Here is a 23,110-nt window from a genome sequence, read left to right as displayed (position 1 = left end):
CTCATTTGCCCATCAGGGAACCGAAGTTGGTGCCGGAGCCCAGGAAGAAGCCGGCGACCAGCAGGATCATCGTGGCCGGGACCATGAAGGTGGTGATCACCATGGTGGCCTTGGGGACCGCGCGGGTGGCGCGGCGGCGGGCGTTCTGGGCGTCGGTGCGGCGCATGTCGTTGGCGATCTGGATGAGGGTCTCGACGATGGGTGAACCCAGCTCCTCACCCTGCTGGAGAGCCGTCACGAACTGGGCGACCTGTTCGGAGTCGTTGCGTTTGCGCAGTTCCGCGAAGGCCTGGCGGCGGCTGACGCCCATGTCCATCTGGCGCAGGGTGATGCGGAGTTCATCGGCCCAGGGGCCCTCGTACTTCTCGGCGACCCGGTCCAGAGCCTGGCGGAATCCGAGCCCCGCGCTGACGACGACGGCGAGGACGTCCAGGAAGTCGGGGAGGGTGCGTTCGATGGTGTCCTTGCGCTGGCGGATGGCGGCCCAGATGCCGACCTCGGTCCAGAAGAGGGCGAAGAGGAGCATGAGGACGCCGAGGAGGGGCTGATCGCGGAGGAACATCACCAGGGCGGCGAAGAGGCCGAGGGCCCCGTAGAAGGCGCGGCGGGCGGCGTACCGGTCGACGGTGAGGCCGCCGGGGTTGCCGGCCCGGTCGATACGGCGGCGGACGCCTGCGACGCGCTTGGGGCCCATCAGGCGCAGCACGAGCGGCGCGTAGCGCATGCCCATACGGTCCACGGCCGAGCCGACGACCGTCGTACGCGTCGAGCCGACCTCCAGGGACAGCGCGAGGTCGGGCGGGAGTCTGGCCTCGCGGCGGTAGAGCGCGATGCCGCAGCAGATGCCGACGACCGAGAGGGCGAAGGCGAGGGCCAGGAGGATTCCTATTCCCATTCCCATACCTGTTCCTGTACCTGCCTTTTCCTGACGGCCGACGGTTCCCGACGGCCGTTCCTAGACGTCGATTTTGGCGAAGCGGCGGATGAAGTAGAAGCCGAGGGCGTAGAGGACGAAGGCTACGACGACCGCCATCTGACCCAGGAAGCTGGAAGTCATACGGTCGATGGCGCCCGGTGCGATGCGGTTCATCAGGAGCAGGGTGCCGATGCCGAGCAGCGGGACGACATAGGCCGTCACCACGACCTGGGAGAGCTGGGTGCGGACCTCGCGGCGGGTTTCCTTGCGTTCCTCGAGGGTTTTGGTGAGGTTGCGCAGCGAGCCGACGACGGTGCCGCCCGCGCGGTTGGCGAGGACCAGGGTGGTGACCAGGACGACGAGTTCGCGCGAGGGCAGGCGTTCGGCGAGTTCGCCGAGGGCGTCGTCGATGGAGTGGCCGACGGCGAGTTTGTCGGAGACCTTGGCCAGTTCCTCGCCCGCGGGGGCCTCCAGTTCCTCGGCGGCCATGCCCAGTGCCGTCCTCAGGGCGAGGCCGGCCTGGGTGGCGTTGGCGAGGATCCGGGAGAGTTCGGGGAGCTGGTTGATGAATTTCTCGATGCGCTTTTGGCGTTGCCAGTTGAGGAAGGCGAAGGCGGACCAGACGGCGATCAGCGCGGCGATCGGGCCGAAGAACGCGGCGAGGGTGGCCTGCGCGATCAGCCAGAGCACGAGGACGGCGGCGAGAAGGTAGATGAAGAATTCGCCGGGGGTGAGGTCCAGCCCGGTGGCGGCCAGCCGCAGTTCGAGGCGGCGGCCGAAGCGGGTGGCGCGCAGGGTGCGGTCGACGGACGGGAAGCGGCGGCGGCGCCCGGCCGGCGGCAGCCCGCTCTCGTCGGCGAGGCGGTCGACGATGGCCTGCCGCTGGGCGCGCCCGGCCGCGTAGATCCGTACGCCGACGACCGCCAGCACTCCGCACAGCGCGGTGGCCCCGAGGGCGAGCAGGGGCAGGGCGTTCCCGCCGGTCATGAGGTGGCCTTCCGGGTGGCGAGCTGGTCGTCGGTGGCCGCCACGCCGAAGGCGGGCGGGGTGGGCTCGCCGGCCATGAAGAGGCGTTCGGCGATCCGGCGGGGCAGCGGGAAGTAGCGGAAGGCGCCGTGCACGACGCGGTCGGCGCCCATCGGTTCGGCGTCGAAGCGGCACACGGTCGCGATCCGGTAGTCCTCGTGGCCGCGTGAGGCGAGGATGGCGATCTCGCTGATCCGGCGGGAGCCGTCGGCGTGCCGGGTGAGCTGGACGATGCAGTCGACGGCGCTGTTGATCTGGTCCCGCAGCGCCTCGAAGGGGATTTTCACGTCCGACATGGAGGCGAGGGTCTGCAGCCGCATCAGGGCGTCCTCGGCGCTGTTGGCGTGGACGGTGGCGAGGGAGCCGTCGTGGCCGGTGGACATCGCCTGGAGCATGTCGAGGGTCTCGCCGCCGCGGACCTCGCCGACGATGATGCGGTCGGGGCGCATGCGCAGGGAGTTGCGTACGAGGTCGCGGATGGTGATGCGGCCCTTGCCCTCGACGTTCGGGGGGCGGGACTCCAGGCGGATGACGTGGGACTGCTGGAGCTGGAGTTCGGCCGCGTCCTCGACCGTGATGATGCGTTCGCCGTCGGGGATGAGGCCGGAGAGGGCGTTGAGGAGCGTCGTCTTGCCCGCGCCCGTGGCGCCGGAGACGACCACGTTGAACTTGGCGCGCACCAGCCCCGCCAGCAGCATCAGCATCTGCTCGTCGAGGGTGCCCATGCCGATGAGTTCGGCCAGGGTGTAGGCGCGCGGGAAGCGGCGGATGGTGAGGATGGCGCCGTTCAGGGCGAGCGGCGGGATGATGACGTTGACGCGTTCACCGGACGGGAGGCGGGCGTCGACCATCGGATTGGACTCGTCGACGCGGCGGTTGACGGTGGAGACGATCCGCTCGATGGTCTGCATCAGCTGCTCGTGCGAGGCGAAGCGGACGGGGAGGAGCTCGACCCGGCCCGAGCGCTCGACGTACACCTGGTCGGGGCCGTTGACCATGATCTCGGTGATGGAGGCGTCCTCGAGCAGCGGCTCCAGGACGCCCAGCCCCAGTGCCTCGTCCACCACCCGGCGGATGAGCTGGGAGCGCTCGGCCGTGGAGAGCACCGGGCCCTCGCGGCTGATGATGTGGCCCAGCACGCGTTCCAGGCGCGAGCGGCGCTCGGCGGCGCTCAGCGAGGACATCTCGGCGAGGTCGATCTCTTCGAGCAGCTTGGCGCGGTAGACGGCGACGAGATGGCTGTCGTGGCGCGCCTCGGCGGGCACCTCGGGGGCGACGATCCGTGCTTTCAGGCTCATCGCCGGGTGGCTCCTTCGTACGGACCCGTCCGCGGAGCGCCCAGGGCGCTCGGTGTACGGGGGCGGGGCATGGTGGCGCTGCGGCTGGCGGAGCCGAAGTCGACGCCGGGGACGATGGACGGGATGTGGACGGTCGCCGTGGCGCGCACCGCGTCCGCGCCGCCGCCCATCGAGATGGTGGCGCCCTTGCCGATCCAGCCGCTCATCGCGGCCCGGCCCGCGGCCTGCGGGTCGGCCTCGCGGTCGGCCTGGTCGAGGGAGGCGGTACGGGCCGCGGCGCGGGCGCCGGTACCGGCCTGCTGGACGGCGTACGCGCCCAGGCCCAGCTGGATCACGCCCAGCGCGACGGCGAGCAGGACCGGCAGAAAGCCGAGGAATTCGATGGACACCTGGCCGCGGTCGCGGGTGTGGCCGCGCAGCCGGGCGGGAAGCCGGGTCGTCGTTCGCGCCGTCATCCTCGGGCCTCCTTCACGGCACCGGCCGAACCGGTCACCGTCCAGGGGAAGGTGCCCGCGCCGGGGAACAGCACCGGGACCTTGATGCGGACCGTCGCCTTCCACAGACCGGCCTCGGTGTGGCAGTCGGTGGTGGCTCCGCTGCGCCAGGAGGTGGGCAGATCGCGCAGGGCGGCGGTGTGGCAGGCGCCCGCGCCGCCGGTCTCGACGGCGGTGGCGGCCCGCGCGCCGCGGTCGGCGGAGTTGGCGGCCAGCGAGTAGGTGTAGCCAGTCAGCACGAACTGCCAGAGCAGGATGAGGACCAGCCCGATCAGCGGGAGCAGGCCGAGGAATTCGACGGAGACCTGGCCCCGGTCGCTGCCGCCCAGCGGGCGCCGCACCACTCAGCCCTCCTCGTACGGGCCGGCCGCGTCGAACGGCCCCGCACCGCCGGCCGCCGCGGAACCCCGGCGTGCCCCGAACCGCGCCGCTCCCCGCCCGGTGCCTGCCGCCGGCGCCGGGACCTGCCCCGGGCCTGCGCCGGATCCAGGAGGCGCACCGGCCGTTATCGCCTTGCGTTTGCGGCCCGTCAGCGCCGTACGCCCCCGGTGGCTGCCCCGGCCCTGCCGCGCGGCCGGCGAGTCGACCAGGCCCAGCTCCGCGGCCAGCGCCCACAGCGCCTGCTTGACCGTCGACCGGGCGTCGAGGTCCTGCATCCGGCCCGCGTCGACGCAGGGCTGAAGTTCCTTGAAGGCGGCGGGGACGGGGGTCCTGGCCATCTGGGTGCCGGTGGCCTTGGCGATCAGCGGCGGCTGGATCTCGGTGCTGCGGGTGAGCCGGTTGACCAGTGTCGTGGTGTCGGCGGCCTTGCGGATCTGCAGCCGGTCCCACAGCCGTACCTGGCGTTTGGCGGCCCGTACGGCCACCACGTCGGGGGTGGTCACCAGCAGTGCCACATCGGCGAGTTCGACGGCCGCGGCGTTCGCGGACTGCATCTGCGAGCCGCAGTCGACGATCACCACCTCGTAGCGGGAGCGCAGTGCGGTGACGATGTGCCGGGCGGCGCGGTCGTCGACCTCCTCGCCGCGCTCGCCCTCCTCCGGCGCCAGCAGCAGCCCCAGCCCCGTGTGGTGGTCGTGCACCGCGTCCTGGAGGACCCGTACGGACATGTCCTCGATGCCCGCCAGGTCCACGATGGAGCGACGGAACTGGACGTCCAGGTAGGAGGCGACGTCGCCGGACTGCAGGTCCATGTCCACCAGGGCGACGCTGCGGCCCGCGGCGCGTGCGGCCAGCGCCAGCTGGACGGCGGTGACGGTCGTGCCGACACCGCCCTTGGCGCCGGTCACCGTGACCAGGGTCCCGGCCGGCCCGGGGACCGCGTCCGGGCTGCCCCCCAGGTGCACGCGGACGCCCGCCGACCACTGGGCCGCGGCCTGCACCCGGGCGGCCAGTTCCTCGTAGCCCAGCGGCAGTCCGACGATGCCGCGGGCACCGGCGTCCATCGCGGCGGAGAACAGCGCGGGCCCCGCATCCGTCGTGATCAGGACGACCCCGACGGCCGGGAAGCGCAGCGCCACCTCCCGGATCAGCTCCAGCGCCGGCAACGGGCCGATCCGCTCATGGACGAGGACGACCTCGGGCAGCCCCTCGACGGCGGGGGCCGGACCGCGGCCGCCGGTGGGGCCCGCGGGCTGCGCACCGCCCGGGGCCGCGGCCAGGGCGTTCAGCAGCGTGGTGGAGTCGGCGACCACCGGCGCGGGCTCGGCGTCCGGCAGCTGGCTGAGCAGCGAGGACACGATGCGGGCGGCGTCCGGGTCGCCGACTGCGGGGAGGATGCGGATGGTCACCTGTGCCTCCGGGTCACTTGTCGCCGTCGAGGGTGTAGGTGCGCTCGCCGGGCGGGATGGTGGCATCGCTGCCCGGGGCGAGCAGGGCGAGCCGTACGTGGGAGGCGAAGGACTCGGCGTACGCCACCCGCTGGGCGTCCTGGGTGTTCAGTGCGAAGGTGATCGGGACGGCCTCGCCGGCCTGGCGGGTGGCACTGGCGGCATCGCCAGGGTCCCGGGCCTCCAGGGGCGTCAGCTTGCCGACGTCGATGACCTGGGCACCGGCGACGATGACCTTGGAGACCGGCTTGTCCTCCGGGCGCTTGCCCTCGAAGGTGGCGTAGATGTTCACCCGGGAGCCGGGGTTGATCTTGCCGGCCACACCGGTGGCGGCGTCGATCATGATGGCGATCTCCTGCTGGCCGGCCTTCAGCGCCGGCCGGTCGACGACCATGTCGTCCTGGAGCAGGGATCCCTTCTTCAGCGGGGTCACCGCTATCTTGCCGCTGACCTGGTCGAGATCGGTCACCGCGGTGGGCGGCAGCCACCGCTCGGGCATCTTCACCTTTTCGAACTGCCCCGGATCCAGCGCTTTATAGGCCGCCACATCCGCCTTCAGCCGGTACGCCGTCTTCTCCGGGCCGACCTTGGACTCGACGTTCTGTATCACCGACAGCACGCCGATGAACGCGCCGACCGCACAGAGGGCCGACACGAGAAGCAGGATCACTCCGCGGCGCTGGCGTGAGTTCATGGACGTTGGACCTCGATCGGGGGACGGGGGCTGGCACGGTCGGTCGGCGGGGGCGGGCGGCGGGCCCGGTCGGGTCAGCGCACGCGGGCCACCGTCCGTGCGGTACCGGGGAAGTCGGGGTGGCCGGGGAGGTCCCAGCAGCCGGCGCCCGTTCCGGGGGCGGCCGGGTCGTTGGTGACGCCCGGTCCCCGTACGTCCAACTGGCCGGGGGCGCCGCCCTGTACGCCCGGGACGCCCGAGGGGGCGACCGGGGAGAGGCCGCGCCGGTCCAGGGGGGAGGGGGGCGGGGCGGGTACGGGAGGAGCGGGGGCGGGGGGCGGCGCGACAGCGCCGGGGGCCGGAGCGGGAGGCTGAACGGGCGGCTGAACGGGCGGCTGAACGGGCGGCTGAGCGGGAGGCTGAGCGGGAGCGGAAACGGGCGCCGGCGGCGCGGGCGCGGCCCCCGTCGCCGTACCGGAGCCGGCCGCAGGACCGCAACTGCCGGTCCGCGGCCCGGCTATCGCCGCCGGTGACCGCCCCGCGCCGCCCGCGGAACCCTCCCGCGCCACCGGCGTCGCGCAGAACGCGCACCGGTCGCCGAGAAGTTCCAGCCCGCACCAGCGGCACTCCTCGCGCCGTACGGACGACACCAGCTGGTAGAGCACGGACGGATCCGGAATGGCCGCCGCGAACTCGATCAGCTTCTGGGTGCCCCACCACCGGGCCGACTCGGCCGGCAGCCGCGCCTCGTACGCGCCCTGCACCCGCCAGGCCGGGGCCAGCACCCCGCCCACCCACTCCGCGGTGAGCTGCCCGTGGGCGACCGCGAGCTGGGTGGCGTAGCCGGGGCCCGGCAGCCCGGCCCCGGTGCCGTGCCGGTCCAGATGCTGCAGCCGCGGCTCCGGGTTGGCGAGCACCGCGAAATGCGCGCCCGGCAGCCAGGACTTCATATGCGCGCGCAGATCCACCTCGACCCGGTCCAGGCCGCTGACGCTGCCCAGCAGGGCGCCCGCATGGACGTAATGCGCCAGCAGCCGCGCCGCGCAGGCCAGCACCCCCGGGCTGAAGTCGCACAGCGACAACTGCCGCAGCTGGTGGGCGAGTACCGCCACCCCGAGCGGCGGCAGGGACAGCGGCAGGATGGCGATCCGGTCGCTCTCGAGGACGGCGCGCAGGGTGTGCAGCCGGCGGATGTGTTCCGGCGGACAGGCGGAGGAGTAGAGCACGACGAGATGGCCGTGGTGTTCCAGTACGGCGGCGGTCTCCGTCAAGGCGTCGTCCAGCGGCTGGAGATGTGGGGCCTGGAGGACGACCGCGGCGGGGGTCTGCCGGTCGGCGGGCAGTGCGAGGTCAGGGCTGGTGACTGCAATCGCGGTCGGCACGTCGCTCCCCCACTCCTGGCGGCCGCCGGGGGTCCGGGACCGCGGATCGGCACAGCTCTGCGCCATCGGCGCCATACGCTCAGCACTTTATCCACGAGATACGCCCCAGAGAACACGTTCTGGGCTACTCGTCATGTCCGTCACCCGTCAAGGAAATGGCACATACCCCCCGGGGAAATGGCATATTCCGTCCAGCGGAACGGGAGATACCGCCCAGGCCGCCCCACGAGGAACTTCCGCTTCCGCCAAAACTCTTGACAGGTTTATTGGTCTGGACCACGTTGTACGGCAAGCACAGGGGCCCCTGAGCGCGTTCGGCACCACTCCCCTCAACTTCCCCCCACGGAGGCAGTCGTGGTTCGCGCACCATCAGGAACGGCAAAGCGAAGGCTCACGGCAAGACTGCTGGCCGGGCTGGCCGCCGCGGCGCTGACCTCGGCCGGCATCGTCGCGGCGGGCACCGCCAGCGCGGCACCGGAACACCCGGCCGCCCACCGCACCGCCGCGGTCGCCCAGCACGCGGTCACCGGCTACTGGCAGAACTTCAACAACGGCGCCACCGTCCAGAAACTCAAGGACGTCGACGACGCCTACGACATCATCGCGGTCTCCTTCGCCGACGCCACCGGGCAGCCGGGCGCCGTCACCTTCAACCTCGACCCGGCCGTCGGTTACGGCTCCGCCGACGACTTCAAGGCGGACATCAAGGCCAAGCAGGCGGCCAGCAAGTCGGTGGTCATCTCCGTCGGCGGCGAAAAGGGCTCGGTCTCCGTCAACGACGACGCCTCGGCCAAGAACTTCGCCGACTCCATCAACAAGCTGATGGACGACTACGGCTTCAACGGCGTCGACATCGACCTCGAAAATGGCCTCAACTCGACGTACATGACGCAGGCGCTCAAGGCCGTGCACGCCGCGCACGGCGACGTGGTGGTGACCATGGCTCCGCAGACCGTCGATATGCAGTCACCACAGAACGAGTACTTCAAGACCGCCCTCGGCATCAAGGACTTCCTGACCGTCGTCAACATGCAGTACTACAACAGCGGTTCGATGAACGGCTGCGACGGCAAGGTCTACTCCCAGGGCTCGGTGGACTTCCTGACCTCGCTGGCCTGTATCCAGCTGGAGGGCGGCCTGGACCCGTCCCAGGTCGGCATCGGCGTACCGGCTTCCTCCAGCGCGGCCGGCAGCGGGTATGTCTCGCCGTCCGTGGTCAACGCCGCCCTGGACTGCCTCACCCAGGGCACCAACTGCGGCTCCTTCAAGCCGTCCAAGACCTACCCGGGCCTGCGCGGCGCGATGACCTGGTCCACCAACTGGGACGCCGCGAACGGCAACGCCTTCGCGAGCCAGGTGGGTGCGCACGTCCACGGCCTTCCGTAACCCGCCCCGTTGCGCCACCCCCCACAGCCAGGTCCCGTGCACCGCATGCACGGGACCTGGCGTTCTTCTTGTGCTGCCTGTTGTGCTTGTGCTGCTTGCGCCGGTCCGGGCGTGCGCTACGTCACGCCGTACGGGTCAGCCCGAAGGGGTCAGCGCCGCGCGCTCGACGGCTTGGGCAGCTCGCAGCCCGCCGCGCTCAGGTCCAGCTTGTTGCCGACCCCGAAGCACTTGGGGATGCCGTAGGTCTCCTGCGCGTAGTTGGTGCCCTTGTGCACCGTGACATTGCCGTTCTCGTCGACCTCGCACGGGTTGTTGACGGTGCACTTCTCGCCGTCCTCGTTGCCCGTGTTGTTGATCGCCGCGACCTTGCCCGTCGTGGTGTCGACCACCGGCGAACCGGACGTCCCGCCTATGGTCTGGCACTGCGGGGTGTAGCGGACCGAGTCCTTCCAGGTCCAGTCACCCTCCTTGAGGGTGGGCACGAACCCGTCGATGTTGCACGAGTAGATCTTCTTCCAGTAGCCGGAGACGACACTGATTCCCGCACCCTTGGCCGGGTGCTCGGTCGCCAGCTCCAGCGGCTTGATTCCGTACTTCTGCTCGATCTGGGCGTAGGTCGAGCCCGTCTCGTACAGGGACACATCGGTGTTCGTCATCGTCGCGTACGCGACCTTGGTGGCCTTGATCGTGCCCAGTTCACCGGCCGACTTGTCCAGCAGCGTGAAGCTGCGGCTGGAGGGCTGGTCGACGATGACCTCGCCCGCGCCCGGCATGCCGCTCTCCAGGCAGTGCCCGTTGGACATCACCAGGGCCGGGTCGTTCTCCTGCGAGGTGGGCATCTTGACGACCGAGCCGGAGCAGTTGCTCAGCGCGACCGTGCCGGCGAAGTCGACGGCCTTGGTCTTGTGCCCGCGCTGGTGCTTGGACTGCTGCTTGGGCTGGTGCTTCTGGTGGACCTGCGGGGCCGCACCGGCGCTGCCGGCACTGCCCACCAGGGCTGCGGCTCCCAGAATGGCCGTGGCCAGGGCGCCGACGAGAGGTCGATTCATGTGGGGGTCCTCTCAGCATCTGTCACCGAAGGTCCTTCGCGTCCCTTCGGTTTTGTCGTGCGCATTGTTGGCCCCACAGCGCCCTACGGCAATGAATTCCCGTGAATCGATGGCAAGTTGCCGGATTCGACCCCTTCGCGCCGTCCCCATATCTGGCCGCCGCACGTCTTGACCCGCCCATGCCAACACTCGACACTGGCGCCGTCGCTTCGCCTCACACCCCACAGGAGACCGCATGCGACCCCGACGCATCCGCGGCGGACGGACCACCGTCCTCGCCGCAGTCCTCTCCCTCGCGCTCGCCGCACCGATCGCCGCGCAGGCCCAGGACTCCCCACCCACCACCACCCCCACCACCCGCGCCGCAGGGGACACCGAACGCCCCCACCAGTACGAGGTGACCGGCCCCGCCACCCGCTCGGAGCGCACCGCCCTCACCGCGACCGGCGTCTCCATCGACGAGGTCCACGCCCGCTCCGTCGTCATCACCGCATCCCGCGCCCAGGCCGCCCTCGTACGCCAACTCGGCTACACCCTGCGGACGTTGCCCGACCCGCCGGCCACCCGGCCCTCGGCCCAGGGAGGCCGCATCAAGGACTTCCCGGCCGGCTACACGAACTACCACACCTACGACGAGGCCACGAAGGAGATCGACGCCCTCGTCGCCAAGTACCCGGCCCTCCTCAGCAAGCAGGTCATCGGCACCTCCCACGAGGGCCGCAGCATTCTCGCCCTCAAGCTCAGCAAGAACGTCGCCCAGGACGAGAACGAACCCGAGGTGCTCTTCACCGCCCACCAGCACGCCCGGGAACACCTCACCGTGGAGATGGCCCTCTATCTCCTCAACGAATTCACCTCGAAGTACGGCTCGGACGACCGCATCACCAAGATGCTCGACTCCCGCGAGATCTGGATCATCCCCGATCTGAACCCGGACGGCGGCGAGTACGACATCGCCAGTGGCCAGTTCCGCAGCTGGCGCAAGAACCGCCAGCCCAACGCCGGGTCCAGCGAGGTCGGCACCGACCTCAACCGCAACTGGGACTTCAAGTGGGGCTGCTGCAACGGCTCCTCCGACGACCCCGCCGACGAGACCTACCGCGGCCCCTCCGCCGCCTCCGCCCCCGAGGTCCAGGTCGTCTCGAAATTCGTCCACAGCCGCATCGTCGGCGGCAAGCAGCAGATCAAGGCCGCCATCGACTTCCACACCTACAGCGAACTCGTCCTGTGGCCCTTCGGCTTCACCAACGACCCGACCGGGCCCGGTATGACCCAGGACGACCACGACACCTTCGCCGCCATCGGCAAGAAAATGGCGGCCAGCAACGGGTACACCCCCGAGCAGTCCAGCGAGCTCTACATCACCGACGGGGCGATCGACGACTGGCTGTGGGGGGACCAGAAGGTGTTCGCGTACACCTTCGAGATGTACCCGTCATCCGGTGGCGGCGGCTTCTACCCGAAGGACTCGGTGATCCCCAAGGAGACGGCGCGGAACAAGGACGCGGTGCTGCAGCTGCTGGAGACAGCTGACTGCCCGTATCGCGCGATCGGCAAGGAGCAGCAGTACTGCAAGAGCACGGGCTGACGCTTCCGGCACACCCGAGGGCGCCCCGCACCGGCGGGGCGCCCTGTGCCGTCACACGGATGGCCGGGTGCCGTGGACTGCGGGAGCGCGGTCGGTTACGACGACGGCTTCCCTGCCGGCCTGCCGGCCGTTCTCAAGGGCTAGGGCCTGTCGTTTGGATCAGGTCGGATCAGGGAGCGGGGTCTGGTGCGTGCAGCTGCAAGGCGGAGGATTGAGGCAACGCGGAGCATTGCTGATTGACGACAACGCCGCAGATGCGCGTGCCAGACCCCGCGAGCCCGACCTGATCCAAACGACAGGCCCTAGACCAGCAAGCTCACCAGCGCCGCGACCGCGAAACCCGCGACCGAGAGCACCGATTCCAGCACCGTCCAGGACTTGAGGGTGTCCCGCTCCGAAATCCCGAAGTATTTCGACACCATCCAGAAACCGCCGTCGTTCACATGCGAGGCGAAGATCGATCCCGCCGAGATCGCCATGATGATCAGCGCCAGCGACGCCTGGGACATCCCCTGCCCCTCCACCAGCGGCACCACGATGCCCGCGGTCGTCACGATGGCGACCGTCGCCGAGCCCTGGGCCACCCGCAGCACGAGGGAAAGCAGATAGGCCAGCACGATGACGGGCAGGCCGACGTTGTGGAAGGTGTCGGAGAGGGCGGTGGCCACGCCGCTGCCCTTGAGGACCGCGCCGAAGATCCCGCCCGCGCCCACCACCAGCAGGATGTTGCCCACCGGCTTCAACGACGCCGTGGAGACGGCTTCCAGGGACTTGCGCGACCAGCCGCGGCGGATGCCCAGGAGGTAGTAGGAGAGCAGCAGGGCGATCGTCAGGGCGACGAAGGGGTGGCCGAAGAACTCGATGACCGAGCGGCCGGTGGAGGGGGCCAGGGCGATGGAGGAGAAGGTCGCCAGGAGGATGAGGACCAGGGGGGTGCCGATGATGGCGAGGACGGTGCCCAGCGGCGCCGGCTTCTCGTGGGGGGTGGCCCCCGCGGCCTTCTGCTCGGCGGTGACGGCGGCCTTGGCCTCCTCGGCGGCCTCGACCATGTCCTGCGGTACGGGAACGAAGAGGCGCTTGCCGATCCACGCGGCGTAGCCCCAGGCGGCCAGTACGGCGGGGACGCCGCAGATGATGCCCATGAGGATGACCCAGCCGAGGTCGACCTTGAAGAGGCCGGCGGCGGCCACCGGCCCCGGGTGCGGCGGCAGGAAGGCGTGGGTCATGGACAGGCCCGCCAGGAGCGGCATGCAGTACAGGAGGATCGACTTGCCGCTCCGCTTCGCCGCCGCGTAGACGATCGGCGCGAGCACGAAGATGCCGACGTCGAAGAAGACCGGGATGCCGAAGATGAGGCCGGTCAGGCCCATGGCCAGCGGGGCGCGCTTTTCGCCGAAGAGGCGCAGCAGGCGGGAGCTCAGTACCTCGGCGCCGCCGGAGACTTCGAGGATCGCGCCGAGCATGGTGCCCAGGCCGATGATGATGGCGACATGGCCGAGGATGCCGCCCATACCGGACTCGATCATCGAGACGGCGTCGGACTTCTGGACCGTACCGAAGAGTTCGGTGACGGAGAGGCCCGCGGCGAGGCCGACGGCGATGGACACGCCGAGCAGCGCCACGAAGGGCTGCAGCCGGACCTTGATGATCAGGACGAGGAGCAGGGCGATGCCGAGGGCGGCGACCGTCAGGAGACCTGCGGTGCCCGGTATGACGGCGAGGATGCCGCCGGTGTGGGGTGGTGGTGGCGGGGTGGCCGGGGCGGCGGCCGGGGCGGCGAGGAACATCGGGGAACTCCGTTGGCAGGCAGAAGACTTCCAGGCAGGGGGGACCGCGGCAGGGCGCCCCCGGGGTGCGGGGCGCCGTGCCGTGCGGCGGATGGTGCGGACGTACTAAAGGCACAGGCGGTGGCTCAGCTCAGGACCGCGAGGGCGTCGATCTCGATGAGCAGGCCCTTGGGGAGACCGACGTAGACGGTCGTGCGGGCGGCGGGGGCCTGCTTGAGGCCCTGCTCCTCGAAGTAGGCGTTGTAGATCGCGTTCATCTCGGCGAAGTGGTCCACGTCCGTGAGGTAGACGCGGATCATCATCGCGTCGTCCCAGGTCGCGCCGCCCTCTTCGAGGATCGCCTGGACGTTGGCGAGGGTCTGGAGGGTCTGCTCGCGCAGGGTGGGGCCGGCCGGGGTGGGGGCCTGGCCCTCGACGGCGGGCAGGAAGCCGACCTGGCCGGCGACCTGAAGGATGTTGCCCTTCTTGACGCCGTGGGAGAACTTCGCGGGCGGGGTGGTGTGGGTGGCCGGGGTGAGTGCGGTCTTCTCGGTCATGTTCCTTCAGGCTTCCTTTGACGGGCCGGCTGGTGACGGGGGAATTGCGGTGCCGGAGTACTCCCGGCTGATGGCGTCGGCGGTGCGGCGTACCAGCGGGAGCAGTTTGAGGAGTTCCTCGGCGCTGACGACGACGTTCGGCGCGGAGACCGACATCGCGGCGACCAGGTGCCCGTCCGCGCCGCGGATGGGGGCGCCGACGCAGTTGATGGACTCCTCGTGGCCACCGAGGTCGGTGGCCCAGCCCTGTTCGCGGACCTTGGCCAGTTCGGCGAGGAAGGCCGTGGCGTTGGGGGTCGAACGGGACGTGTAGGGGGGGTAGTCGAGCTTTTCCGCGAGGGCGCGGCGCTCGGCTTCGGGCAGGTCGGCGAGGAGCAGTTTGGCGACCGCGGCGACGGTGATCGCGACGGGCTTGCCGATCCGGGAGTACATCCGGACGGGATAGCGGCTCTCGACCTTGTCGATGTAGAGGACCTCGTTCTCCTCGTAGACCGCGAGGTGGACGGTGTGTCCGCACTTCTCGTTGAGGTCGACGAGGTGGGGGTGGGCGATCTCGCGTACGTCGAGATTCTCGACGGCCTGCTGGGCGAGCGCGAAGAGGCGGGCGCCGAGGCGGTAGCGCTGGTCGGGCTGGCGGAAGACGAGGCCGTGTTCGTGGAGGGTGCGCAGCAGCCGCAGGGCGGTGGATTTGTGGACGCCGAGCCGGTCGGCGACCTGTCCCAGGTCGGCGGGCCCCTCGGCGAGCAGCGGCAGGATGCTCAGTGCCCGGTCGACGGTCTGACTCATGCAGGTGCCTCGCTTCGCTCGGCCCTGCCTTCGCCAGGGACGCACCTCTCCATGGTTCTCTCGCTGCGCTCGTTCACTGCGTACGTACCTCCTGGTCCGCGGCCGCCGTGGCTTTCGTCCAGCCGGGGCCGAGCTGCAGTGTGCCCCAGGCGGCGGCGTCGAGGGCGGCGAGCCGGTCGGCGAGGGCGCGGCCCGGAGGGGTCGCGAGGTCGCCGGTGACGGTGAGCGCGGCGGCGGCCCAGAGGTGGCCGTGACGGAGACGGGTGCGGACGGGCAGGCCGCGGAGGGTGGCGGAGAGGAAGCCGGCGGCGAAGGCGTCGCCCGCGCCCACGGCGGCGACGACGTCGACGAGCGGGGCGGGCTCGGTGTGCCGGGCGCCGTGGCGGTCGTAGGCGACCGCGCCCGCGGCCCCGCGCTTGACGACCAGCGTGCCGGGTTCGGGCAGCGCCGCGCGGACGGCGTCCGGGCCGCCGGTGATGCCCCAGGCGTCCGCCGCCTCGTCCTCGCCGACGAAGACGAGGTCGGCGCCGCGGGCGAGGTCGAGCAGTACGTCAGGGCCGACGTCGCCGGCGTCGCGCAACAGGCCGGGCCGGTGGTTGACGTCGAAGGAGACCAGGGGGCGGGGGCTGCCGGGCTCGGTGAGCTCGCGCATCAGGCCGAGGCAGTCGTCGGAGAGCGCCGCGGTGATGCCCGACAGATGCAGCACCCGGCCCGAGCGGATCGCCGCCAGGTCCATCGTGGCGACGGCCATCGCGGAGGCGGCGGACCCGGCCCGGTAGTAGGCGACCTCGTGGGCGTCGGTGGCGCGGTCGCCGGCCGTGCGGAAGTAGATGCCGGTGGGGCGGGCGGGGTCGCGTCGTACGGCCGTGGTGTCGACCCCGTAGGCGCTGATGGCGTCCACGAGGTGGTCGCCGAACCCGTCGGCGCCCACCCGGCCGACCCACTTCGTGCGGTGCCCGGCGGCGGCGAGCACGCACGCCACATTGGACTCCGCGCCGCCGATGGCGCGTTCGAAGGCGGGAACGTCGGCGAGCCGTCCCGGTGTGGTGGGCAGGAAGGTGACCATGGACTCGCCGAGGCAGACGACATCGGCCGTCGGGCCATTGCCGTCGCTGACGTTCGAGGACCTGATCACGATCGGTGGTGCTCCTTCGCTGCGGTGCGGTGGGGGGCGGTGGGGACTGGTTGCTCACCATTGACCGGCTGATGGCCCGGATGTTAGACAGCCGTAAGCGGTATACGCAATGACTGTTGCAAGGGATGCAACACAATCTTGGAGGAGGCCCCATGGCCGTCGAGCGGCTCGCGCAGGGACTCAAGGGACTCGCCGACGAACGCGTCGATCACCGCTTCAAGGCGCTCCCCCCGGACGCCGAGGGCCGCACCGTCGGCGAGCTGGCCGCCGAGCGCCGCAACCTCTTCACCGACGGCTTCACCACCCCCGTCCTGGCCCTCTCCGCCGAATCGCTCGAGCACAACCTCGCCCTGATGGAGACCTACGCCACCCGGCACGGCCTGGCCTTCGCCCCGCACGGCAAGACCTCCATGGCCCCGCAGCTCTTCGCCCGCCAGATCGAGCACGGCGCCTGGGGCATCACCGCCGCCGTCCCCCACCAGGCCCGGGTCTACCGCTCCTACGGCATCCAGCGGATCTTCCTGGCCAACGAGGTGGTGGACGCGGCCGCGCTGCGCTGGCTCGCCGCCGAGCTGGCAGCCGATGACGGCTTCCGCTTCATCTGTTACGTCGACTCGCTGCGCGGCATCGAGCTGATGGACACGGCGCTGCGCGAGGCCGGGGCCACCCGCCCGGTGGACGTCGTCATCGAACTCGGCGCCGGTGAGGGGGCCCGTACCGGCGTCCGCAGCGAGGCCGAATGCCTGGAACTCGCCGATGCCATCGCGGGCGTGGACACCCTGCGGCTGATCGGCGTCGCCGGCTACGAGGGTGAGGTGCCCGACGCCGACGCCGGGCGGGTCGCGGCCTGGCTGCGCCGGCTGGTCGCGCTGGCCGTGGACTTCGACAAGGCGGGCCGCTTCGCCGACCTCGACCAGATCGTCGTCAGCGCGGGCGGCAGCGCCTGGTTCGACACGGTCGCCGAGGCCTTCGCCACGATTCCCGAAATGTCCGCGCCGGTGCTGAAGCTGCTGCGCTCGGGCGCGTATGTCTCGCACGACGACGGCCACTACCGCCGCCTCACCCCCTTCAACCGCGTCCCGCAGGAGGGCGCCCTGCAGCCCGCCTTCCGTCTCTGGGCGCAGGTCGTCTCCCGCCCCACGCCCCACCAGGCGTTCCTCAACGCGGGCAAGCGGGACGCGGCGTACGACCTGGACCTGCCGCAGGCCCAGGTCGTACGGTCCGGCCGGGACGGCAGCGAACGGCGCGCGGACGGCGTGACCGTGACCGGCCTTTCCGACCAGCACGCCTGGGTGACGACCGAGCACGCCGGCGACCTGGAGGTCGGCGACTGGGTCGGCCTGGGCCTGTCCCACCCGTGTACGTCCTTCGACAAGTGGCAGCTGATCCCGCTGGTCGAGGCCGACGGCACGGTCACGGACTACCTGCGCACCTTCTTCTAGCCCGTACGCCCCACCAGCCCCGACGGTGCGCGCCGGTCCCCCGCGGCGCGCGCCGTCGGTCCCGGCAAGCCGTAAGAGAGGCAGCCCAGCCATGGACACCGTGTTCCGCGACGTCCGCGTCATCGACGGGACCGGCGGTCCGTCCTACCGCGCCGATGTCGCCCTGGCCGACGGCCGGATCGCCGCGATCCACCGCGAGGGCGCCGGCGGCCCGCGCCCGGCCGCCGCCCGCGTCGTGGCGGCCGACGGGCTCGCCCTCTCCCCCGGTTTCATCGACATGCACGCGCACAGCGACCTCGCGCTGCTGCGCGACCCGGCGCACGAGGCCAAGGCCGCACAGGGCGTCACCCTCGAAGTCCTCGGCCAGGACGGCCTGTCGTACGCGCCGGTCGACGACCGCACCCTCGCCGAGGTCCGCGCCCAGATCACCGGCTGGAACGGCGGAGGGCCCGGGGATGCCTCCCTCGACTTCAGCTGGCGCACGGTCGGCGAGTACCTCGACCGCCTCGACCACGGCTTCGACGGCCAGGGCATCGCCGTCAACGCCGCTTATCTCATCCCCCAGGGCACCGTCCGGATGCTCGTGCTCGGCTGGGACGACCGCGACGCCGCCCCCGACGAGATCGCGCGGATGAAGCGGCTGGTCGCCGAGGGGATGGAACAGGGGGCGGTGGGTCTGTCCTCCGGCCTCACCTACACCCCCGGCATGTACGCCTCGGACGCCGAACTGGCCGAACTGTGCCGGGTGGTGGCCCGCTACGACGGCTACTACTGCCCGCACCACCGCTCCTACGGGGCGGGCGCGCTCCAGGCGTACGAGGAGATGGTCGCCCTCACCCGCGAGGCCGGCTGCGCGCTGCACCTCGCGCACGCCACCATGAACTTCGGCGTCAACGAGGGCCGCGCCCCCGAGCTGCTGGCCCTCTTGGACAAGGCCCTCGACGCCGGCGCCGACATCTCCCTCGACACCTATCCGTACACGCCCGGCTGCACCACTCTCGTGGCGATGCTGCCCAGCTGGGCGAGCGAAGGCGGTCCGGAGGCGATCCTCGCCCGCCTCCGGGACGACGCGACGGCCGAGCGCATCCGGCACGTCATGGAGGTCGAGGGCGCCGACGGCTGCCACGGCGTGCCGATCGAGTGGGACACCATCGAGATCTCCGGCGTCTCGGACCCGGGCCTGGCGGGCTGCGTCGGCAAGACCCTCGCCCGCAGCGCCGCCGAACGCGGCGAGGAGCCCTGGGTCACCGCCCGCCGCCTCCTGATCGACGACCGCCTCGGCTCGACGATCCTCCAGCACGTCGGCCACGAGGAGAACGTCCGGCAGATCATGCGCCACCGTGTGCACACCGGCGGCAGCGACGGCATTCTCCAGGGCGACAAGCCGCATCCGCGGGCGTACGGCACCTTCCCCCAGTACCTCGGCACGTACGTCCGTGAACTGGGCGTCCTGTCCCTGGAGGAGTGCGTCGCGCATCTGACGGGCCGGCCGGCCGGCCGCCTGCGCCTGCCCGACCGGGGGCTGATCCGCGAGGGCTACCGCGCCGACCTGGTCCTCTTCGACCCGGACACGGTCGCGGCCGGCTCCACGTACGAGGCCCCGCGCACCCTCCCGACCGGCATTCCGCAGGTGCTGATCGACGGCCGGTTCGTGATCGAGGACGGCCGGCGGACGGATGTGCTGGCGGGGCGTTCCGTGCGGGGGCGTGGTTTCTCCCCACGTGGTTAGCCGCGGCGCCGTGGCCTCCGGAGGGCCGTTCCCGGAGCCGTACGGGACGCGCGCCACGGACGGGGACCGACGAAATCGGTACCCGGCGTCGGCGGCCACCGACCCCCACCCATCACCCCACGTGAGCAACTCCACACCATGCGCTCATCAAGGTGGGGAAAAACACCCGGCGGGTGCCGATACACGGCCGTAAAGTGGCGGACATGCAGGTGATCCAGTCAACCAAGCTCGCAGGCGTCTGCTACGAAATCCGTGGCCCGGTGCTCGAGGAGGCCATGCGGCTGGAGGCGGCGGGTCACCGCATCCTCAAGCTCAACACCGGAAACCCGGCGGCGTTCGGCTTCGAGTGCCCGCCCGAGATCCTGGAGGACATTCTCCGCTCGGTCGGCACGGCGCACGGCTACGGCGACGCCAAGGGCCTGCTCTCCGCCCGCCGCGCGGTGATGCAGCACTACCAGACCAAGGGCATCGAGCTGTCGGTCGATGACATCTATCTGGGCAACGGCGTCTCCGAGCTGATCCAGATGTCGATGCAGGCCCTGCTGGACGACGGCGACGAGGTGCTGGTCCCGGCCCCGGACTATCCGCTGTGGACGGCGTCGGTCTCGCTCTCCGGCGGCACCGCCGTGCACTACCGCTGCGACGAGCAGGCGGACTGGATGCCGGACCTGGCCGATATCGAGCGCAAGATCAGCGACCGCACCAAGGCCATCGTCGTCATCAACCCCAACAACCCCACGGGTGCCGTATACGACGATGAACTGCTGCGCGGCATAGCCGACATCGCCCGGCGCCACGGCCTCGTCGTCTGCGCCGACGAGATCTACGACAAGATCCTCTACGACGACGCCACCCACACCCCGTTCGCCTCGCTCGCCCCGGACCTGCTGACGCTGACCTTCAACGGCCTGTCCAAGTCGTACCGGGTCGCGGGCTACCGCAGCGGCTGGATGGCGGTCTGCGGCCCCAAGGAGCACGCCTCCTCGTACATCGAGGGGCTGACGATCCTGGCCAATATGCGACTGTGCGCCAACATGCCGGCCCAGCACGCGGTCGCCACCGCCCTCGGCGGCCGGCAGTCGATCAACGATCTGGTGCTGCCGGGCGGCCGGCTGCGCGAGCAGCGCGATGCGGCGTACGACCTGCTCACCCAGATCCCGGGCGTCAGCTGCGTCAAGCCGAAGGGGGCGCTGTACGCCTTCCCGCGGCTCGACCCCAAGGTCTACAAGATCAAGGACGACCGGCAGATGGTGCTGGACCTGCTGCGCGCCGAGAAGATCATGATCGTGCACGGCACGGGCTTCAACTGGCCGGAGCCGGACCACTTCCGCCTGGTCACGCTGCCCAGCGCCGACGATCTGACGGACGCCGTCACCCGTATCGGCACCTTCCTCGACGGTTACGGGCAGTACTGACCCGGAGCGACTTCTATACGGATCACAACTTTAGACAGAGTCTAAGCTAGGATGGCCTCCTAGACGTATTCGGCTGCCCGTGTACGGCCGCTCGTTCCAGGTGCTTGCAGGAGGCCCCCATGTACGAACCGATCCGCACCAAGTCGGTCCACACCATGGCCGCCGACCCGGACGTCCCGCACCGCTCCCGCGAGGAGGAGCTGGACATCCGGCTCGCCGGACAGCTGACCGCGCTGCTCACCGTCACCGATGAGCTGCACGCGCTGGCGGTGCGGGCCGGCGAGGCCATGGCGGGGGCCGCGCTGGCGGCCGCCGCCGACCGCATCGCCGAGCAGGTGGCGCGGCTGAGCGGCCACTACCCACTGCGCGCCGAGCCCAGCGACGGCGGCGATCCCTCCCGTATCCCGGTCCTGCACCGGCGCGCCCACACCCTCGCCGGGAATGCCCTGGCGGTGGCCACCTCCCGCGACGACGCCACGGCGATGGCGCTGGCGGGGGAGCGGATGGCGGCGCACGACGCGGCCGCGGAGGTACGGGACCTCGCCACGGCCTGACGTCGAACGTCCGGGGCCCGCACCAAGTGCGGGGCCCCGGACGGGCGTTCAGGTGCGCCGACCGCTAGCCCAGCCGCTGGACCAGCCCGCGGTACTCGTCCCACAGCTCCTTCGGCGTGTGATCACCGAAGGTGTTGAGGTGCTCGGGGATCAGCGCCGCCTCCTCGCGCCAGACGTCCTTGTCGACGGTGAGCAGGAAGTCGAGGTCGGCGTCGGCGAGCTCGAGGCCCTCGGTGTCCAGGGCGTTCTTGGCGGGCAGCACACCGATGGGGGTCTCGACGCCCTCGGCCTTGCCCTCCAGCCGCTCGACGATCCACTTGAGCACCCGGCTGTTCTCGCCGAAGCCCGGCCACACGAAGCGGCCCTTCTCGTCCTTGCGGAACCAGTTGACGTAGTAGATCTTCGGCAGCTTGGACTGGTCCCTGCCCTTGCCGACGTTGACCCAGTGACCCATGTAGTCGCCCATGTTGTAGCCGCAGAACGGCAGCATGGCGAACGGGTCGCGGCGCAGCTCGCCGACCCTACCCTCGGCCGCGGCGGTCTTCTCGGACGCCACGTTGGCGCCGAGGAAGACGCCGTGGTTCCAGTCGCGGGACTCGGTGACCAGCGGTACGGCGCTGGCGCGGCGGCCGCCGAAGAGGATCGCCGAGATCGGCACGCCCTTGGGGTCCTCCCACTCGGGCGCGATGGTCGGGCACTGGGCGGCCGGGACGGTGAAGCGGGCGTTGGGGTGCGCGGCCGGGACGCCGGACTCCGGGGTCCAGTCGTTGCCCTTCCAGTCCGTCAGGTGCGCCGGGGTGTCCTCGGTCATGCCCTCCCACCACACGTCGCCGTCGTCGGTGAGGGCGACGTTGGTGAAGACGGAGTTGCCCCACAGGGTCTTCATGGCGTTGGCGTTGGTGTGCTCGCCGGTGCCGGGCGCGACACCGAAGAAGCCGGCCTCCGGGTTGATCGCGTAGAGCCGGCCGTCCTCGCCGAAGCGCATCCAGGCGATGTCGTCGCCGATGGTCTCCACGGTCCAGCCCGGGATGGTCGGCTCGAGCATGGCCAGGTTGGTCTTGCCGCAGGCGCTCGGGAAGGCGGCGGCGACGTACTTGGCCTCGCCCTGCGGCGGGGTCAGTTTGAGGACGAGCATGTGCTCGGCGAGCCAGCCCTCGTCACGGGCCATGACGGAGGCGATGCGCAGCGCGTAGCACTTCTTGCCGAGCAGGGCGTTGCCGCCGTAGCCGGAGCCGAACGACCAGATCTCGCGGGCCTCGGGGAAGTGCGAGATGTACTTGGTGGAGTTGCACGGCCACGGCACGTCCGCCTCGCCCTCGGCCAGGGGGGCGCCGAGGGTGTGCACGGCCTTGACGAAGAAGCCGTCCTCGCCGAGCTCGTCGAGCACCGGCTGCCCCATGCGCGTCATGGTGCGCATCGAGACCGCGACGTAGGCGGAGTCGGTGATCTCCACGCCGATCGCGGAGAGGGGGGAGCCGAGCGGTCCCATGCAGAACGGGACGACGTACATCGTCCGGCCCTTCATCGCGCCACGGAATATCCCCTGCTCACCGGCGAAGATCTCGCGCATCTCGCCGGGGGCCTTCCAGTGGTTGGTCGGCCCGGCGTCCTCCTCCTTCTCGGAGCAGATGAAGGTGCGGTCCTCGACCCGCGCCACGTCCGAGGGGTCGGAGGCCGCGTAGTACGAGTTGGGGCGCTTGATCGGGTCGAGCTTCTTGAACGTGCCCTTGTCGACGAGCTCCTCACACAGCCGCTCGTACTCCGCCTCCGAGCCGTCACACCAGACGACCCGGTCGGGCTGGGTGATCGCTGCGATCTCATCGACCCAGGAGATCAGGTCCTGGTGCCGGGTGAGGACGGGGGTGGGAGCCGCGTTGTCGCGCGCCACGATCGCTCCTAGATGAGGGTGTGGACGAATTTCCTACCGGTTTGCCGGGAAAATCCGCTTCTCTGTTCATTGTCTGCCCCTTGGGGGCCGCGACCCGGATGCTTCGTGACCGCTCATCCGGTGCCGACCGCACTCATTTGATCATCCGACCCCGATAGAGTTCTGTCCAGAGGGCACCTTCGTGACCGTCACCACTT

20 protein-coding genes are annotated in these 23,110 nt (G+C 70.7%); 6 read left to right on the top strand and 14 right to left on the bottom strand.

Annotated elements, in window-relative coordinates; genetic code table 11:
- Position 1: 1 nt before the first annotated feature.
- From ACZ4S3_RS08155 to ACZ4S3_RS08120, 8 genes are all read right to left on the bottom strand, one after another.
- Positions 2–895 (bottom strand): DUF5936 domain-containing protein, encoded by an 894-nt coding sequence (locus ACZ4S3_RS08155; RefSeq protein WP_467929639.1) that lies wholly within the window; start codon positions 893–895, stop codon positions 2–4.
- Positions 896–955: 60 nt separating this feature from the next.
- A complete protein-coding gene (locus ACZ4S3_RS08150; protein ID WP_467928130.1) occupies positions 956–1,903 on the bottom strand; it encodes a type II secretion system F family protein in 948 nt (315 codons plus the stop codon).
- Positions 1,900–3,240: a CpaF family protein gene (locus ACZ4S3_RS08145; protein ID WP_467928126.1), complete on the bottom strand. Its 1,341-nt coding sequence runs from the start codon at positions 3,238–3,240 to the stop codon at positions 1,900–1,902. The genes ACZ4S3_RS08150 and ACZ4S3_RS08145 overlap by 4 nt, the downstream gene beginning before the upstream one ends.
- Complete coding sequence (locus ACZ4S3_RS08140; RefSeq protein ID WP_467928121.1) at positions 3,237–3,695, bottom strand: TadE/TadG family type IV pilus assembly protein; 459 nt, start codon at positions 3,693–3,695, stop codon at positions 3,237–3,239. Before ACZ4S3_RS08140 ends, ACZ4S3_RS08145 begins: the two co-directional genes overlap by 4 nt.
- On the bottom strand, positions 3,692–4,078 hold the full coding sequence (locus ACZ4S3_RS08135; protein WP_467928117.1) for a TadE family protein: 387 nt from the start codon (positions 4,076–4,078) through the stop codon (positions 3,692–3,694). The genes ACZ4S3_RS08140 and ACZ4S3_RS08135 overlap by 4 nt, the downstream gene beginning before the upstream one ends.
- Positions 4,079–5,524, bottom strand: coding sequence for an AAA family ATPase (locus tag ACZ4S3_RS08130; protein ID WP_467928113.1), 1,446 nt, complete (start codon positions 5,522–5,524; stop codon positions 4,079–4,081).
- 13 nt (positions 5,525–5,537) lie between these two features.
- On the bottom strand, positions 5,538–6,257 hold the full coding sequence (gene cpaB, locus ACZ4S3_RS08125) for a Flp pilus assembly protein CpaB (protein ID WP_467928108.1): 720 nt from the start codon (positions 6,255–6,257) through the stop codon (positions 5,538–5,540).
- A gap of 74 nt (positions 6,258–6,331) precedes the next feature.
- Complete coding sequence (locus ACZ4S3_RS08120; protein ID WP_467928107.1) at positions 6,332–7,618, bottom strand: hypothetical protein; 1,287 nt, start codon at positions 7,616–7,618, stop codon at positions 6,332–6,334.
- Positions 7,619–7,972: 354 nt separating this feature from the next.
- On the opposite strand from ACZ4S3_RS08120, the gene ACZ4S3_RS08115 reads away from it, so the two are divergent.
- Entirely contained in the window at positions 7,973–9,004 is a 1,032-nt protein-coding gene (locus ACZ4S3_RS08115; RefSeq protein ID WP_467928103.1) for a chitinase, read from the top strand.
- Positions 9,005–9,153: 149 nt separating this feature from the next.
- Here the strand turns inward: ACZ4S3_RS08115 and ACZ4S3_RS08110 are convergent, their stop codons facing one another.
- Positions 9,154–10,053, bottom strand: a complete 900-nt coding sequence (locus ACZ4S3_RS08110) for a S1 family peptidase (protein WP_467928098.1) — start codon at positions 10,051–10,053, stop codon at positions 9,154–9,156.
- A 235-nt stretch (positions 10,054–10,288) separates the two neighbouring features.
- Between ACZ4S3_RS08110 and ACZ4S3_RS08105 the strand changes: the two genes are divergently transcribed.
- Positions 10,289–11,641 carry a M14 family metallopeptidase gene (locus ACZ4S3_RS08105; protein ID WP_467928093.1) on the top strand — a complete coding sequence of 451 codons (1,353 nt, stop codon included), beginning with the start codon at positions 10,289–10,291 and terminating at the stop codon, positions 11,639–11,641.
- A 302-nt stretch (positions 11,642–11,943) separates the two neighbouring features.
- Here ACZ4S3_RS08105 and ACZ4S3_RS08100 read toward each other — a convergent pair whose 3' ends face one another.
- The 4 genes from ACZ4S3_RS08100 to ACZ4S3_RS08085 form a co-directional block, all read right to left on the bottom strand.
- Entirely contained in the window at positions 11,944–13,428 is a 1,485-nt protein-coding gene (locus ACZ4S3_RS08100) for a GntP family permease (RefSeq protein ID WP_467928089.1), read from the bottom strand.
- Between the two features lie 125 nt (positions 13,429–13,553).
- A complete protein-coding gene (locus tag ACZ4S3_RS08095) occupies positions 13,554–13,964 on the bottom strand; it encodes a RidA family protein (RefSeq protein ID WP_467928085.1) in 411 nt (136 codons plus the stop codon).
- A gap of 6 nt (positions 13,965–13,970) precedes the next feature.
- On the bottom strand, positions 13,971–14,750 hold the full coding sequence (locus ACZ4S3_RS08090; RefSeq protein WP_467928081.1) for an IclR family transcriptional regulator: 780 nt from the start codon (positions 14,748–14,750) through the stop codon (positions 13,971–13,973).
- A 73-nt stretch (positions 14,751–14,823) separates the two neighbouring features.
- The gene (locus ACZ4S3_RS08085) at positions 14,824–15,885 is read right to left on the bottom strand and encodes a sugar kinase (RefSeq protein WP_467928076.1); all 1,062 of its coding nucleotides are present in this window, start codon (positions 15,883–15,885) and stop codon (positions 14,824–14,826) included.
- Between the two features lie 152 nt (positions 15,886–16,037).
- On the opposite strand from ACZ4S3_RS08085, the gene ACZ4S3_RS08080 reads away from it, so the two are divergent.
- The 4 genes from ACZ4S3_RS08080 to ACZ4S3_RS08065 all read left to right on the top strand — a co-directional run bounded on the left by ACZ4S3_RS08080 (position 16,038) and on the right by ACZ4S3_RS08065 (position 21,025).
- Complete coding sequence (locus ACZ4S3_RS08080) at positions 16,038–17,327, top strand: amino acid deaminase (protein WP_467928072.1); 1,290 nt, start codon at positions 16,038–16,040, stop codon at positions 17,325–17,327.
- 91 nt (positions 17,328–17,418) lie between these two features.
- Positions 17,419–19,056: an N-acyl-D-amino-acid deacylase family protein gene (locus ACZ4S3_RS08075; RefSeq protein WP_467928068.1), complete on the top strand. Its 1,638-nt coding sequence runs from the start codon at positions 17,419–17,421 to the stop codon at positions 19,054–19,056.
- A gap of 203 nt (positions 19,057–19,259) precedes the next feature.
- Positions 19,260–20,471, top strand: coding sequence for a pyridoxal phosphate-dependent aminotransferase (locus ACZ4S3_RS08070; protein ID WP_467928064.1), 1,212 nt, complete (start codon positions 19,260–19,262; stop codon positions 20,469–20,471).
- Between the two features lie 119 nt (positions 20,472–20,590).
- Positions 20,591–21,025 carry an SCO4983 family protein gene (locus ACZ4S3_RS08065; protein ID WP_467928059.1) on the top strand — a complete coding sequence of 145 codons (435 nt, stop codon included), beginning with the start codon at positions 20,591–20,593 and terminating at the stop codon, positions 21,023–21,025.
- A 64-nt stretch (positions 21,026–21,089) separates the two neighbouring features.
- On the opposite strand, the gene ACZ4S3_RS08060 is transcribed toward ACZ4S3_RS08065, so the two are convergent.
- Positions 21,090–22,913 (bottom strand): phosphoenolpyruvate carboxykinase (GTP), encoded by a 1,824-nt coding sequence (locus ACZ4S3_RS08060; protein ID WP_467928054.1) that lies wholly within the window; start codon positions 22,911–22,913, stop codon positions 21,090–21,092.
- Positions 22,914–23,110 lie beyond the last annotated feature (197 nt).

It is taken from the genome of Streptomyces sp. NPDC028368 (assembly GCF_055565615.1).
This window is presented reverse-complemented; position numbering and strand designations above follow the sequence as displayed.